9 protein-coding genes are annotated in these 15,680 nt (G+C 24.7%); all 9 read right to left on the bottom strand.

Annotation, left to right across the window (positions count from 1 at the left end; translation table 11 throughout):
- Nucleotides 1-246: 246 nt before the first annotated feature.
- The 9 genes from LPC13_RS00515 to LPC13_RS00475 all read right to left on the bottom strand — a co-directional run bounded on the left by LPC13_RS00515 (nucleotide 247) and on the right by LPC13_RS00475 (nucleotide 15,539).
- Entirely contained in the window at nucleotides 247-630 is a 384-nt protein-coding gene (locus LPC13_RS00515) for a hypothetical protein (protein WP_005213633.1), read from the bottom strand.
- A gap of 62 nt (nucleotides 631-692) precedes the next feature.
- Entirely contained in the window at nucleotides 693-2,078 is a 1,386-nt protein-coding gene (locus LPC13_RS00510; protein WP_005213634.1) for an MATE family efflux transporter, read from the bottom strand.
- Between the two features lie 432 nt (nucleotides 2,079-2,510).
- Nucleotides 2,511-3,434: a hypothetical protein gene (locus LPC13_RS00505; RefSeq protein ID WP_040419487.1), complete on the bottom strand. Its 924-nt coding sequence runs from the start codon at nucleotides 3,432-3,434 to the stop codon at nucleotides 2,511-2,513.
- Nucleotides 3,435-3,447: 13 nt separating this feature from the next.
- Nucleotides 3,448-7,290 (bottom strand): hypothetical protein, encoded by a 3,843-nt coding sequence (locus LPC13_RS00500; protein ID WP_005213636.1) that lies wholly within the window; start codon nucleotides 7,288-7,290, stop codon nucleotides 3,448-3,450.
- Between the two features lie 544 nt (nucleotides 7,291-7,834).
- Entirely contained in the window at nucleotides 7,835-8,623 is a 789-nt protein-coding gene (locus LPC13_RS00495) for a TIGR00266 family protein (protein ID WP_005213637.1), read from the bottom strand.
- A gap of 233 nt (nucleotides 8,624-8,856) precedes the next feature.
- Complete coding sequence (locus tag LPC13_RS00490; protein WP_005213638.1) at nucleotides 8,857-9,447, bottom strand: class I SAM-dependent DNA methyltransferase; 591 nt, start codon at nucleotides 9,445-9,447, stop codon at nucleotides 8,857-8,859.
- 46 nt (nucleotides 9,448-9,493) lie between these two features.
- A complete protein-coding gene (locus LPC13_RS00485; protein ID WP_234088462.1) occupies nucleotides 9,494-10,741 on the bottom strand; it encodes an McrC family protein in 1,248 nt (415 codons plus the stop codon).
- Nucleotides 10,731-13,250, bottom strand: coding sequence for an McrB family protein (locus LPC13_RS00480; protein ID WP_005213641.1), 2,520 nt, complete (start codon nucleotides 13,248-13,250; stop codon nucleotides 10,731-10,733). The genes LPC13_RS00485 and LPC13_RS00480 overlap by 11 nt, the downstream gene beginning before the upstream one ends.
- 45 nt (nucleotides 13,251-13,295) lie before the next feature.
- Complete coding sequence (locus LPC13_RS00475; RefSeq protein ID WP_005213644.1) at nucleotides 13,296-15,539, bottom strand: DEAD/DEAH box helicase; 2,244 nt, start codon at nucleotides 15,537-15,539, stop codon at nucleotides 13,296-13,298.
- Nucleotides 15,540-15,680 lie beyond the last annotated feature (141 nt).

Raw genomic sequence — 15,680 nt, 5'->3', positions numbered from 1 at the left:
TTAAAGTAGGCTTTATAGTATTTTTATATAAAACCTACTTTAGTTAATTTCTTCACTTATAATTCCACATCCTAGTATAAAATTATAAATTTTATTCATTGTCAATTAAATAATCTATTTTTTATTATAACCTATATAACATAATATTTAAACCTAACAATTTTTATTAAAATCTCCATAATAAAAGTAGTACCTATTTATTTTAAAGAATAAGTACTACTTATAAATTTACCTTAAGCCAAAATTTTATCTATAAAATACAGCTGTTATTAAAAAATTTGTACCATATTTATCATTTCTAATAATTCCATCATTAGACCACTTTCCAAAACCAGCTTTAACTGCTAAAGGTCTTAAATCACCATAAAATGAAAATACACCTTTTGTCCAAATTTTTTTATATTCTGAAGCTTTTATAAGCTTCTTTACCTCTCTTAAATTTTTATTTGCTATTCTATTTACCTTAAAAATTTCCTTAGATATTTTAAAAAACCTTTTATAAAATAATGTACTATCACAATAATGAGCAAATATTAAACACTTAGTATTTCTACTTAAACTTATATTTCCTTTAAGAATTACATCATTTCTATCTGCTATTTTATATGCTTCATCAATTAAAGAATTCATATTAAACACTCCAAGCTTTAGTATATTCTCTTATTATTATTCTAAATACCTAAAGATTATATTCAGGCTGTCTTTATCCCTAAATCCTTGCTTTTTCCCATACCTTTAAACTCAAAATATATCATTGTAATAGATACTACTCCTGCTATAAAATCAGCAATAGGTCCTGAATACATTATTCCATCAATCCCCACAAATATAGGCAAAATAACTATTAAAGGCAATAAGAATAATATCTGTCTTGTAAGTGAAAGAAATATACCTTTCTTTGATTTTCCTATAGCTGTAAAGAAGTTTGATGATATAGGTTGGAAACAGTTTAAGAAAGTAAATAATAAAAATATCCTAAAATATTTTATTGCAAAAGCATAATAAATTTCTGAACCTGAACCAAATATAGATACTATTTGCCTTGGTAGGAACTGAAATACAAGAAATGCTATTACAGAAACTATTACTCCATATTTTATAGCTGTAGAATATGCTTTTTTTACTCTATCATATTTCTTTGCTCCATAATTAAAGCTTACTATAGGCTGTAATCCTTGTGAAAGTCCTATAACTATTGACATATAAATTTGATTTACTTTTGTAATAATTCCTGCACATGCAAGTGGTATTGATTCACCATACACAGATAATGCACCATAATATGTTAAAGATTTATTCATTACAATTTGTACAATCATCATTGCAAGTTGATTAAAGCATGGTGCTGCACCTAAAGAGACTATCTTACTTACAAATTCCCACTTAGGTATTAAATGCTTTCTTTGTATTTTACCAGTCTTATATTTAAATAAATATCTTAAAGCTAGTGATGCTCCAAAAATTTGTCCCACAATTGTAGCAAGTCCTGCTCCTACCATTCCCATATTAAAACCAAATATAAGTATAGGATCCAGAATTATATTAATTATAGCTCCTGATAAATTACATAGCATACTATATTTAGGGCTACCATCTGCTCTTATTAAATGTCCTCCACCTGTAGAAAATATTAAAAATGGAAATCCAATTGCAGTTATTCTTGTATAACTTTTAGCATACCCTAATACATTAGCTGGTGATCCAAAAAATACAAGCATAGGTTCTAAAAAAAGCTGAACTATAATACATAAAACCAATCCTGAAATAAACAACAAAAATGCAGAGTTTCCTACATAATATAGTGCCTTTTCCCTTTTTCCCTCTCCTAGTGTTAAATTAAAAGCTGATGCTGCTCCAATTCCCAATAATAATGCTAGTGCTATACATGATGTAGTAAGTGGAAATGTAATATTAGTAGCAGCATTTCCAAGCTCACCAATACTTCTTCCAATAAAGAACTGATCCACAATGTTATATAGTGCACTAACAAGCATTGCTATTATGCTAGGGATTGCAAACTGACTTAATAATTTATTTATCGGCTCTGTCCCTAAATTATTTTTTCTTTTATTCTCCATATATCTCTCCTCTTCCTTTGTCTTATTTATATATTATTCCTAAAATATAGACATTTATCATTTACTAAACGCCCATGAATATTTTACCATATATTCTTAAATTATCGTAATAATTAAATATATTATAAAATTTCCACATACTTAAAGGCAGTAATATAAAATTAATCATATTACTGCCTTTTTCAACTTATATATTGAAAATTAAATCTTTAATCATAATTTTCAAATATCTCTTATCATTTTACCAAATATTTTTATTTTCACATAATTCCCTATTATTGAGGTTTTCATCCTTTAAAAATTAATCTGAATTCAACTAGTTATTTTAAATAAATACCTTTTTAGATAAATACATTTAATTTTGTAAGTTTAATATCGATAGATTTTTAACTAGATGCTTATACAATTCCTGATTTTATATTATATCTATTTTTAATTTTTAACTTCTGATGATAAATAAATAGCTAAATTTCCACTTATAAGTACTACTATCGTTATTTGCATTATTACATACCATACTTTTAAAATAAAATTATCACTTAAAAATTCTCCATTTCCCAGTAAGATATATGTCATATCAAATATGCTTGTGACACCTTCAAAATATACTCTTTCTCCAAAAATACTGTTAATTTTATTACATATATAAAATAATATTGAATAATCTAGTATAATATTTATATAACTTCCAATTGCTATTAAAATTAATCTTAATTTCTGTGAATTATTTTCTAATACACCATTTTCAAATTTTTTAAAAATATCTGGGATAAATACTACAAAAAAGTGGATAGGTCTAGAAATTCCATAAAACGCTAATACAATTACAGTTATTACATATATATAGTTATTGTTTAAATCTAAATAAATTGGATGATATATTAATATTATTATTAATATAGTAATTATAATATATATATTTTTTATCATCTTAAGTAAAAAGAATATTCCTTTATTTTTTAAATACCTTATATTTTTAATGTCTTCAATTTTTTCAACTTTACTTTTAATTTTTCTAGATAAGTAGAAAACTAAATATAATGGAAGTGCAATAAACGTAATAAAAAAAATAATATTTGAAATCAAAAAATTAATATCATTTTGATAACTATGAATAATTCTACTTCTAAGATTTAATAAAGAGAAAAATGTAAATATAAAAATACTTATTGTTAAATAAAAATATTTCATAATTTCAGATATTATTCTATTATGAATTCGCTTATTTTTATTCTCATCCTTTGACAAGTAATTCGCCTCATCTCTTAAAGAATAGTAAAATTTAAAAGATGGACTTACTAATCCTATTACTTTATTATATTTTTTTCTTAAATCATCAATTTTTTTATAATACATTCTGTGATCCCCTTTAAAATGGTAATCCATCTCTTCTCTTAACATTATTGCAATTAAATTCTGGTGGTACAGCTTTAAAATTCCTTTCATTCATTTGGAGATTATGATCAAGTATTTGAAATTCTCTTAAAGCTCTAATATCAATTTCTCCAACAAGCAATGTATCATTTATTCCTCCACTAATTTGCAATATATTTTTTTCATAAGTTGATGACGGTTTAATAATCCTACTATCCCCTAATGTAGAGTCATTTACTTGTGCACAATAACAATGTACATCCCTAACTAAAGACTCCATGATATTAGAGTAATAATTTATATCTCTATTATGTACACTTCCAACTAATAAATCTACATATGAAGTAAACAAAGCTCTATCTTTTATATTAGCCAACTCAAAACAACTAAATGAAGAGAAATCTATTCCTTTCCACCTTATTAAATCATATTCTTTTTCATAATCTTTTCCTTGCTCTGGAAGTTTCCATCCATACCCCAATACCCAGTCCTTTTCTTTAGGTGAATAATGATTTTTTAATCTTAATTTTATGATAGAATTAGCGTAATAATTATTATACTTTTTAGACAAGCAAGTTTTATATGGTATTATAGTAGCCATATAATTACAACATAATTTATTATCATAAACAATATGCTCTAATCCGCAAATAATAACAACATTATGCTTTCTACTAAAATTAGATAGTACTTCTAATAATTTAAACGGAATACTCGCTTCAGGAAATATTATCATTTCTGCTTCTTCTTTAACTGCTTGATTTAATAAAGAATATATCTTTTCTAATTTTTTTTCTGTATTTTGTGATATTTTCTTAAAACTGTTTTCTAAGTCCTTATCGTATATTTTCATATTTATTACTGCAATTTTAAGCTTGTCTTTTTTTTCATATTTATTTATAGATAAAATATTTATAACTCTTTCCTGTTGAGTAAAAAGATATTCTTCTCTATTAAAATATCTTAAATAATCTAATTTTTTTATATTTTCTCTCTTTTCTTTATTTTCCTTAACCAGTTCTTTTATATTTTTATTTATATTAGGTACTATGGTGTATTCATCATTACTATCATTAAAATTTAAATACTTATTAATAGTATTTTCTTCATTCTCTAATTCATATTTTTCTGTATCATCTAATCTATTTAATGAATTATATATTTTTTTACTACCTATAATTTCTTCACACCTACTTACAATTTTCCCCTGCCCTATTAACTTATTGATTTCATATAAAATACACTCATGGAAATGCACAACTCTGGGATTATATACCTTAGCAAATTCGTGAATTTCTTTCTTACAACCTACTACTTTATCTTTATTTAAACAACTTATTTCACATTTAGAATTTAACACATATACATTATCATTACTGCATTCATTAGATTCTGTGTTATAAAAATAATCAATAAAATAATCAAAAGATTTTTTATACTCTATATTTGAAAATTTACAACTTTTTAAATCAGAATGTATTTCTATTTTTTCATTAGCTTCATGTAAAAAATCAACATATACTAAAACATTACTACTTTTAATATATTCTAAATAGTTGTTATAACAATAATTAATTAATGAACTTCTTACTAAGGAATGATTTAGCATATTAGATTTTCTAATGTTCTCTTTTAAAGAATATATTTTTTCATATTTAAATAATAACTTATCATATCTGCTTAAATCATTTGTAGTATTTAAACCTTTTTCAATTATCTTATTATAATAATCTTCATCTTTTTTTTCTTTAAATTTTGAAATAAATAGTCCATCATCTAAAGAATAGTTTAGTGCAATAACAATTTTAAGATATGTTTTTAAATCATTTCTTAAATTAATCATTTTTTCTTCTCTATAATAAAATTTATTTATTAACGTATTATCTATTTGAATATCAATTTCATCTATATTTTTATTGATGGCTCTAAATATTTTAAATATATAACTATATTTTTTATTTAACATATAATAATTAAAAACTTTATCCCATAAAAAATAATATTTTATTGCTGCCCTACTTTCAAATATTCCTAATATTTTCTCATCTACATCTTTTGTACTATAACTATCCTCCAATTTATCTGAATATATTATTCTTGCTAAAAACTTGGATAAATCATAAGGATTTACATTAATATCATTAACACTTGAAATTTTATGAATAGTATCTTTATAATCTATTTTATATACTTCATTATCAAAATTCCTTATAATTTCATATCTTTCAGGTAAAAACTTAAATACACTAGCATTCTTCCTTAATTCTTCTTTAAAACTTCTAATTAATGAATTTGAACCTTCTTTTTTAAAATCATAAATTTTTACTTTTGAATCCTGTATTACAAGATAAGCACTCTCACTAATATAATTATTAAGAAGATATATTGTTTTAATTTCATTTCCATCAATATTTATTTTATCTATTAACTCTTTAATATTTTCTTCATTATCTACATTGTTTTTATCATTAACTAACTTTATTAACTTTTCTAATATATTTTTTTCATCCCAACTTGAATAAATTAAATTTTGTGTTTTATCCTCTTGTAAAAACCTCTCAAATTCTTCATTTAATTCTTCTTTACTAATATTTTTTTTATAAGTTACATAAATATTTTTTAATATTTTTATTTTATCTTGAACATTAATTCTTTTTATCTTTTTTATACATTCTTCCAAAGCCTCTTTATCTTCTAACGGTACTATTTCATTACATTGATTTTTATTATTTACAAAATAAATAGACTTTTTAAAAATCTCATTTTTACAAAATTTATTATTAAAGATATATTTATGAATATTATCTTCATTTTCTTTAATGTACTCCGCATTGAAAATTATTAATATATCATCAACATACCTTTTGTAATATAGTGGATTTAATTTATTTGTAAGTTCTTCATCAAAATTTTTTAAATACCAATTTCCTAAAATATTACTTGGTAAAAACCCTATTGGCAATCTAAATTTTAAATTTTTATCTTCTTTATTATTAAATTTCACTTCATGTATTTTAGATGATATAGTGTTTGAGTACCCTTTTATAACATTAAAAACAATATCATTAATTACTTCAAACGGTTTCAAATAGTTTTCACATTTAAATTTTCCATATTTTTTTTCAATTATATAATTATATTTTTCTAATATTTCATTTTCATATTTTTTATCTTTTAAATTTATAGAATAGAAATATTCTTTTATATCTAATGATAACATTATAGTTCTTTTATTATTTTTCATTTGCTCTTCAACGATGCTTATCCCATCATCTCTCCATGATTCATACATAGTATAATATGGCTTAAACAATTTTAAGTTATTTAAATACATGCTATCATCAAGAATATTTCCTGCAGCAAATTCTTTATACTCTTTTTCTAACTCTTTCCCTATTAATAAAATCCACACTACTCCTATAATTTGGGTTTTAATATCCAAATCATAAAAATGTATTATTTTATCAATATAGCTATTTTCTCCCATGACTTTATTCGTTATTATACCTTCTTCTTTTATTTCTCTATCTATTAGATTTTTAGGTAGTACTCTTAATTTAGCATCCACAGGAAAACTATTTTTATAATCTCTATTTTTCGATGATACTTTACTTATCTCAATTATTTCTCTAGCTAATTTTTTAAAGTAATTATCCATATTAGTTATATTAAATTCATTTTCACTTTCAAACTCAACAATTCTCTCTTTTAAATATATATTTCTTTTTTCATAATAAGAGTATGATTTAAGTTTTTTATATGCACTTTTTATGTATACCTCTAACCATTCTTCTTGACTTAACTTTTTTTTATCCATAATTTCTAAATCCTTTTCCATACTTTAATCAATATATTATCACAATACTTAATATTACACAATCTTACAACTTTATATTAAATTACTAAATAAATATCCAATAGTTCATCTAAAAGTTTATATAAGCAACATATTTATACAATAAATATGTTGCTTATATAAACTTTACTTCACTTTTATTGATCAATTACTAAATAAATATTACGCTTCTATTAAGTAGTTATTTTATTATAAAATCTATATTTATTCGTTCTTTTCAATATCATTAATTAAATACTATTTAATTAAGAATCATAAATCTTTCACTATATTTAGATCAACAAAAGATATATAAGAATTAAATACTCCTTATAGTTAGGCAAGAACATCTTTGTATGCTTTTATACTATATTTTTTAAATTCTAAATGTATTCTTTATAAAGCTAACAATGATGGTCATATAGCTATCAATATAGTATTTTCACATACTTAAAGGCAGTAATATAAAATTAATCATATTACTGCCTTTTTAACCTATATATTAAAAATTAAAATCAATACATTTCTATATTATTTTACACTTATATTAACTTTCAAATAAATTTCCTAATCCTCCAAGAATACTTCCTTCGCCTTTTGTGTTGTTAGTAAGCTGTGGTGCTGCTGATATAATTCTATCTGCAAATCTGCTAAATGGTAAACTTTGAATCCATACATCACCAGGGCCTTTAAGAGTTGCAAAAAATAATCCTTCACCACCAAATATACTATTCTTAAGTCCTCCAACAAATTGTATATCATAGCTTACATTTTTAGTCATAGCTACTAAACATCCAGTATCTATCTTTAAAATTTGTCCTGGCATAAGTGTTTTTCTAACTATAGTTCCTCCACCATGAATAAAAGCTAATCCGTTTCCTTGAAGCCTTTGAAGTATAAAACCTTCTCCTCCAAAAAAACCTGCTCCTATTTTTTTAGTAAAAGCAATATCAAGACTTATTCCCTTTGCACAACATAAAAATGCATCCTTCTGACAAATTAACTCTCCTCCTAAGACTGTTAAGTCCATAGGTAGTATTTTCCCTGGATACGGAGCTGAAAAAGCAACACTTTCTCTTCCATATCCCATATTAGTAAAAGCAGTCATAAAAATACTTTCACCTGTTAATGCTCTTTTTGCAGCTCCTCCTATTTTACCAAATAATCCCCTACTATTTTTTTCACTACCATCACCTAAAACAGTTTCCATAACAATGCTATTATCCATCATCATCATGGCTCCTGCTTCTGCCATAACAGTTTCATTAGGATCTAGCTCTATTTCTACAAATTGCATTTCACTACCATGTATCTTATAATCAATTTCATGTACCATATACCTTTATCTCCTTATATAATATTAGATGCTTCTTTTTCAAGTTCCATTTACTTTTCTAACTTATTCATCTTTATTTCTCACTTCTTTTATTAATTTAATTATTCGATTAGTTCTTTATACTTATATATAATTCTTTTTCCAAAGAAACTTGTATATTCAATATCAGCTCTAATTACAACTATATTCCTTCTTATAAACATATTATTTTATCATCATTATATACATTATACTTACTTAGTTATTAAAACATTTAACCATTCTAAGTTACTTCTTCCACCAAGAGTATCACCTGATTTGTAAATTTTTCTTATTATTAGTTCTGGAATATTTTTAATCATTTCTTCAAAGCTTTCTTTTGTATAGCAATTAAAATATCTTCCCTTATCATCAATATACTCATTATTGCCATACTTAAAAGACATATAAAAAACTCCGTCTCTATTTAAATTACAAGATATATTCTTAATTACATCAACTATATTACTTCTATTAACATGAAGTAACGAAGCACATGCCCATATTCCATCATAACTTTCAGTTAATCTTAAATCTTCAAATTTACTAACTATAACTTCTTGTCCAATAACTCTTGAAGCCAGCTTTGCTAACTCCTTTGAACCATCAACTGCCGTTATTTTATATCCCTTATCTATAAATACTTTACTATCTCTACCGGAGCCACAACCTAAATCTAAAATTGCTCCTCCACTTGGTATTTCACTTAAAAAGTCACTATATAAATGACTCATATCAATATCTAATGTACTTTCTACATAGCTTTTTGAATTACTATTATAAAAATCTACAGTCTTATCTTCCATTAAGTTCTCCTACTTTTCTTTTATAATTTAAATCAATATAACTATCTTAAATAATTAATTCATATAATTCATTCTTTGTTTTTTCATAATTATCTAAAGCAATTTCACATACTAAAATTTTCTTATTTCCATCAACATGATTCAAGCTCCACCTTGAGTGTTCAATATCACTGTTAACTTTAGGATATAATAAAATACATTCTTCACACTCTATATATGTTGTAATATAAGCATACATTTGATAAATATCACTTTGAGAGTAAACTTCCCTATCATTAACAGATGAACTCTTCCACTTTGTATCAATTATAACCTTAGGTTTATTATCTTTATATATAACAATGTCAGGTTTTAATGCTATTTCATTTTTTTCTTTTAAAGTATTCCATAATAAATATCTAGATTTTTCCTGAGTATTTACTTTGATATTACTGTCATGAAAAACTTTCTTCAATAAAATTCCAATGTATTCCTCATATAAATAATTAATTTCAAATAAAATTGAAAATCCATTTTCTTTCCCTAATGATTTATCCATACTTGAATTTAATAATATTAATTTTGCTAATGTAAAACACTCTAAAAATCTATTATTAATTCTATTTAATCTATAATTTGAAATAATATTATTAGAAATATACATATCTGAAACTTCATTAAAAACATTATTTATAATACTTAAATCCTTCTTTACATCATCATTCTTTGTTGAAAGTAAAATAACATTAATAGCTCTTTTTAAAATAGCATTAAATAAATTATCCTCAGTAAATTCATCATATTTACAATTCATTTTATTTTTATTAATCGTATTTTCTTTTATACTTTTAGATATTAGAATTTTTCCCCTTATCATACTTAATGCTTCTTCTTTAGAAACATATTCTCTATATAACCCCTTTTCCAATTCACTTAAAAGCTTTTTTGAGAATATTTTTGCCAAAATATCTAGTAATGAATTATTTAGAATATTACTATTTAATAACTCTTTTATATCTACAGATAGTTTATTACACTTAGAAAGCATAAACATAAGAATTTTCCTATCTTTTATTATGTCATTACTTAACGATATCTTAGGCAATATCTCAATAATTAAATTCTTTACCTTTATTATTCCAACATAGTTAATAAATTTAATTTTATTATAATCATATACTATTGATTTATTACCTATATTTTTCTTTAAATATAAACAAAGCTCTCTATATTCAGAAGATGTTATTTCATTATCTTCACTACCAATACTTAACCAATCGTAACCTTCTTTTAAAATTATATATTTAATCTTCATATATGTTTTTAAGCTCCTCTATTCCAATATTAGATTTTACTCTAAAGAATTCTTTAGAGCCTATATCACTAATATTTTTGAAGCCCTTAAATATTTTATTTGCTGATTTTTCCTCTTTATAAACAATATATTTATCACCTTCAGATGATCCTATTCCCCCTAGAATCATTCCTACTTTTTCATTGTCTCCATAAAAATACTCTTGTAGTAATGGAATTATTTTATTAATAACTACATTGATAATATCTGAATACGAATTACAGTTAACAAAATATGCATGTCCTATTAAATGATCCCTATCTAATAAAAATTCTATCCTTTCATTAATTGCAATTAATAACTTGTCTAACTCTATACCATCAATTTCATCTAATATCTCATAATTAGGCATAATTTCTTCAAATATAAATCTTCTTCTTAATGCAATATCAATTTGAGCTATAGATTTATCAGATGTATTCATTGTTCCTATAATATATAAATTATTAGGAAGACTAAATTTTTCCTTTGTATAAGGTAAATTAGCTACAATTTGATTACTTGTCCCTATTCTTTTATCCTCTTCTAATAATGTAATAAGCTCACCAAATACTTTTGATATATTACCTCTATTAATTTCATCAATAATAAGCACAAACTTCTTTGCTTCTTTAAAAGCTTTTTCTTTATTAATATAATTATTAACCTTAAGTTTTTTATCATTGTAACTTAATTCATCTTCTTTATACTCCTCTTTTAACCCTTCATAAGCTGCATTATAAGATATTCTTTTTAAGATACCATCTTCTGTTACAAAATTACCTTTTCCATCCGATTTTAAACCTTCTATAAATTCCTCATATCCATAACTTTGGTGGAATGTACAAAAAGCAATTTGACCCTTATCAACAAGCTCTTTATATTGATTTAATATAGCCTCTCTATTATCTTCAGCTATTTCTGAATATCCTTCAGGATCAATTATTTCTAATGCTTTATTTATAACATTATAAGTTTTTCCTGTTCCCGGAGGTCCATATAAGATAAAATTCTTATTATCTTCATTTAACTCATCTACTTCATTAGATATATTTTCTTCTATCTCGTGTGGTAAGTTAATATTGTTTAAAATTATATCTAAAACTTTCTCATTTTTTATTTTAGTAAGTGTACCTAAATAATTTATTCCCTCAATTTCTCTAACTTCTTTTGATATCCATTCTACAGGAATAGTATGATGTAACCTTTCATCATATTCATACCCACTAGTAGCATCTTCAAGCACCTTAGCTACTGCTGATATTTTAAAAACAGAAATATCTCTCTTTTCTCCCTTAGTAAAAGAACTTTTTAATATAACAATATCATCTTTTTTTATCTCACTAAAATTACTTAAGTTTTTAATTGTATTATTATCACAATTATTTTCCTTTAGATACTCTTTCAAAGTTCTTTTATTTATAATTACATCACTTAAGTCTTCTTCAAAATATCCAACTGCTATTTTATTCTTCTCTATTAAATCTGGAAGTATATTATCTCCATCATAATTATGTCCTAAAGCCCAATAAGTTATTTTTCTTGGAGCCTTGCTAATAGTTTCCCATACAAAATTTGATAACTTAAACATCTCCCAATCTTTAAATGCATCCATTTCCTTAAGCTTTTTAGTTGCTAAATAATTTATTTCTACAATATTTTCTGCTGATTTATCTATATCTAAATTTAATATTTCTGCTAATGGAATTAATACTGATGATGAATAAACATCTATAAATTTATTTGGCAAATAAATTGATAATATTTTTAGTAACACCATATTCCATAATGGTGGATTTAATTCTTTTATTCCTTCTATATTGTCTTCCCTTGCAAACTCTATTGATTTTACTATTTTAGAAATAAGATCATTATATTCATACTTTAATTCATCACCTTCAATATATCTTTTCTTATTTCCATATCCTATGCAATATTTTCCGGTAGCATCCATATAGATATAAAACTTAGAAGCATTACCTCCACCAATAGCTCCACCTATTTCCTTTTTTCTCTCTAACCAATAAGTAAATACATCATTATATGTATCTGGATAATTTGCCTTTAGAACAATATACTCCTCTATGGGCATATCTATTAATTTATCTAAAGGGAACCTTTCAATAAATTTACTCTTATTATCTTCTAAAGTTTCAAAAAATTTATCTTTACTAATGTAATCTTTTGATGCTTCTATAAATTTTCTTAGCTTTTCATCTATTATTGTTTCTTGTACTTGATGTTTTTCTACTACTGATTCCATATCCACTTCTGATCTAGCTCCATATCTTAAATTTTCTACTCTCCAATAATATCCTCTACTAGGCTTTCCACTTTCACTTGCTCTTTCTAAACTATCCCCAACTGCCTGTACATTTAAAAACCTTCTTACCTCTGGAAAACTTTTAAATTCTGCTACTAAATCTGTTCTATCTTTATCTCTATAACATTTTATATCTGCTAATGCTACTGTTCCAGCATATTTACCCATTTATATCTTCCCCTTTTATCTTATATATTTAAATAATATTAAATGCTAGTCCCCATAATACGATCTCAATCTTTCATCACATCTATTAGCTATCCATACTTTTTCCTCTCTAGAAAGCTTCTTCCATATTACTTTATTAAACTGAACATATTCTATATCTCTACATCTCTCCATAAATCGCATATCCTCAAAGCGCTTAAATGGATTAGAAAATATATTTGTCTTAGTTTTCTTTCTATCAATTACTTCATCATTATAATGAGATCTCTTCTTTTCAGCTTGTAATCCCCTAATCTTTCTATCTTCGTAAAAATCAATAAAATAATCAATAATATCTTCAACTAAAACTCTGCCTTTATCATCTGATTCTTCTAGCATAGCTTTCAATAATACTGGTTTATATGAGTATGCCATATCCATCTTTTCTACAAACTCCATAAATTTTTCTTTAATATTTGTATCATTAATAAGTTGCCATCCAAATTCTTCTGCATATTTCTTTATAGTTTCTTCTTTAAAATACTTAAAGGTATTACTACTACAAGGTACTTCTAAATCAGCTACTATTTTTCCTTCTCTTATATACCTTGAAACAGTCTCTGCTTGCACATCAACTCTTCTTACAAACTCTATTTGAGATATCATATCTTTAGCAGCATCATACCAATTGAATAAGTCTATATGTTCATAATCTAAAACATTAATTGGTAAATCTATTAATTCTACAGGCTTTTCTCCTCTTCTTAGAAAATCAGCTTCTATAAATTTTCTATCCCCCTGTCCAAATACTAACGCACCTGGAACATATTCTTCAATATTAAACATTCTATGACAAGATAATGGCGCATTAAATAAATTAGCATTATCTATAAAATCAAATACTAATAAATATTCCTTTCCTTCACAAAGTCTAGTTCCACGTCCTAGTTGTTGCATATAAATAACTTTTGACATTGTTGGTCTTGCCATAAATAATACTTCTGTTTTGGGACTATCCCAACCTTCATTTAATAAATCACAGGCACATAATACTTTTATATTTCCCTCTTCATAATCTTTTAATATTTTAGATCTTTTACTCTGCTTCATAGCACCAGATACTGCTTCAGCTTTTATACCATTTGCTCTAAAAAGATCTGCTACTTGTTCTGCATTATTTACTGATGCACAAAATACTACAGTTCTTTTATCTTTTACAAACTTTAAATATGTGTCTACAATAATTTTATTTCTTTCTGGTACAAATAATTTACTTTCTAAATCTTTAGCATCATATTTAATACCATTTATCCTTACGTCTGAAATATCTATATCTGTCTTAATTCTTATACATCTTATTTCTGCTGCATGCCCTCTCTTTATTGATGTTTCTAAATCCATCTTATGAGCAACATTTTTAAATATATTTAATATATCTTCACCATCTGATCTTTCTGGTGTAGCAGTTAATCCTAGTGTAAAATCTGGCTCAAAATAATCTAATATTTTACCATAAGTATTAGCTGATGCATGATGAGCTTCATCTATAATTATGTATTTGAAATCATCTTTATTAAACTGTTCAATATTAGCAGAAATACTTTGAACTGATCCACATACAACATAAGCATCTTTCTCCTTAATATCCCCCATATATGTTCCAGTATCAATATCTTTCCAAAGCAATTGAAACTTTTCTTTAGCTTGTTCAACTAATTCTTTTGTATGAGCTATAAATAAAGTTCTTTCTCCTACTGATTTTGCATCTTCAACAGCAGTTACAGTCTTACCAATACCAGTTGCATGATATAATAAAGCAATGGTATTACCTTGTTTTCTCATATTCTCCAAGCTACTAAGAGCCTCTTCTTGATAATCTCTAAGTTCTAACACATTTCCTTGAGGTTTTAATAAACAATCTTCTTTACCTTCTTCTATTACATCACTTAAGAAGGTATATATTTCATCCTTAACTTTATCAGTAAACCTTTTAAGTTGCCCATCAGTCCATCTATAAACTTTCCAATTATTATAAATCATTGAGTTTTGTTTTAATAAATCATCATAATACTTTTCATGAGATACCTTACCTGGTTCATGAACACCTTCCCCATCTATTTCGATTGCAATCTTTTCATTATCAGTTAATACTGCAAAATCTATATATCTATTTCTACCATATATATCTTGTATTCCATATTGAATTAATAACTTTCCTGTCTTTTCTGGACCAAAAACTTCACTAAAAAGCTCGATAAATTTATCTTCTGCTCCTGATGCTAATTTTATTTTTTTATCCTTAGCCATCATTTTCCTCCTAAAACTTATGTTTTATTATATAGAATATTATAGCATATAATGATGTTATTAAATGTATCAGGGTACTTATAAATAATAAGATGCTAAACTATTGAATCATATATTTATATCACTATATAAATCTCTCTTATA

Source organism: Clostridium celatum, assembly GCF_021412605.1.
Classification (GTDB): Bacteria; Bacillota; Clostridia; order Clostridiales; family Clostridiaceae; genus Clostridium; species Clostridium celatum.
This window is presented reverse-complemented; position numbering and strand designations above follow the sequence as displayed.

What these genes read in the sequence shown, in the direction of transcription:
- LPC13_RS00515 (WP_005213633.1), bottom strand. Translation starts at nt 630, where the DNA reads ATGAATTCTTTAATTGATGAAGCATATAAAATAGCAGATAGAAATGAT.
- LPC13_RS00485 (WP_234088462.1), bottom strand. Translation starts at nt 10,741, where the DNA reads ATGAAGATTAAATATATAATTTTAAAAGAAGGTTACGATTGGTTAAGT.
- LPC13_RS00505 (WP_040419487.1), bottom strand. Translation starts at nt 3,434, where the DNA reads ATGTATTATAAAAAAATTGATGATTTAAGAAAAAAATATAATAAAGTA.
- LPC13_RS00500 (WP_005213636.1), bottom strand. Translation starts at nt 7,290, where the DNA reads ATGGAAAAGGATTTAGAAATTATGGATAAAAAAAAGTTAAGTCAAGAA.
- LPC13_RS00475 (WP_005213644.1), bottom strand. Translation starts at nt 15,539, where the DNA reads ATGATGGCTAAGGATAAAAAAATAAAATTAGCATCAGGAGCAGAAGAT.
- LPC13_RS00490 (WP_005213638.1), bottom strand. Translation starts at nt 9,447, where the DNA reads ATGGAAGATAAGACTGTAGATTTTTATAATAGTAATTCAAAAAGCTAT.
- LPC13_RS00510 (WP_005213634.1), bottom strand. Translation starts at nt 2,078, where the DNA reads ATGGAGAATAAAAGAAAAAATAATTTAGGGACAGAGCCGATAAATAAA.
- LPC13_RS00495 (WP_005213637.1), bottom strand. Translation starts at nt 8,623, where the DNA reads ATGGTACATGAAATTGATTATAAGATACATGGTAGTGAAATGCAATTT.
- LPC13_RS00480 (WP_005213641.1), bottom strand. Translation starts at nt 13,250, where the DNA reads ATGGGTAAATATGCTGGAACAGTAGCATTAGCAGATATAAAATGTTAT.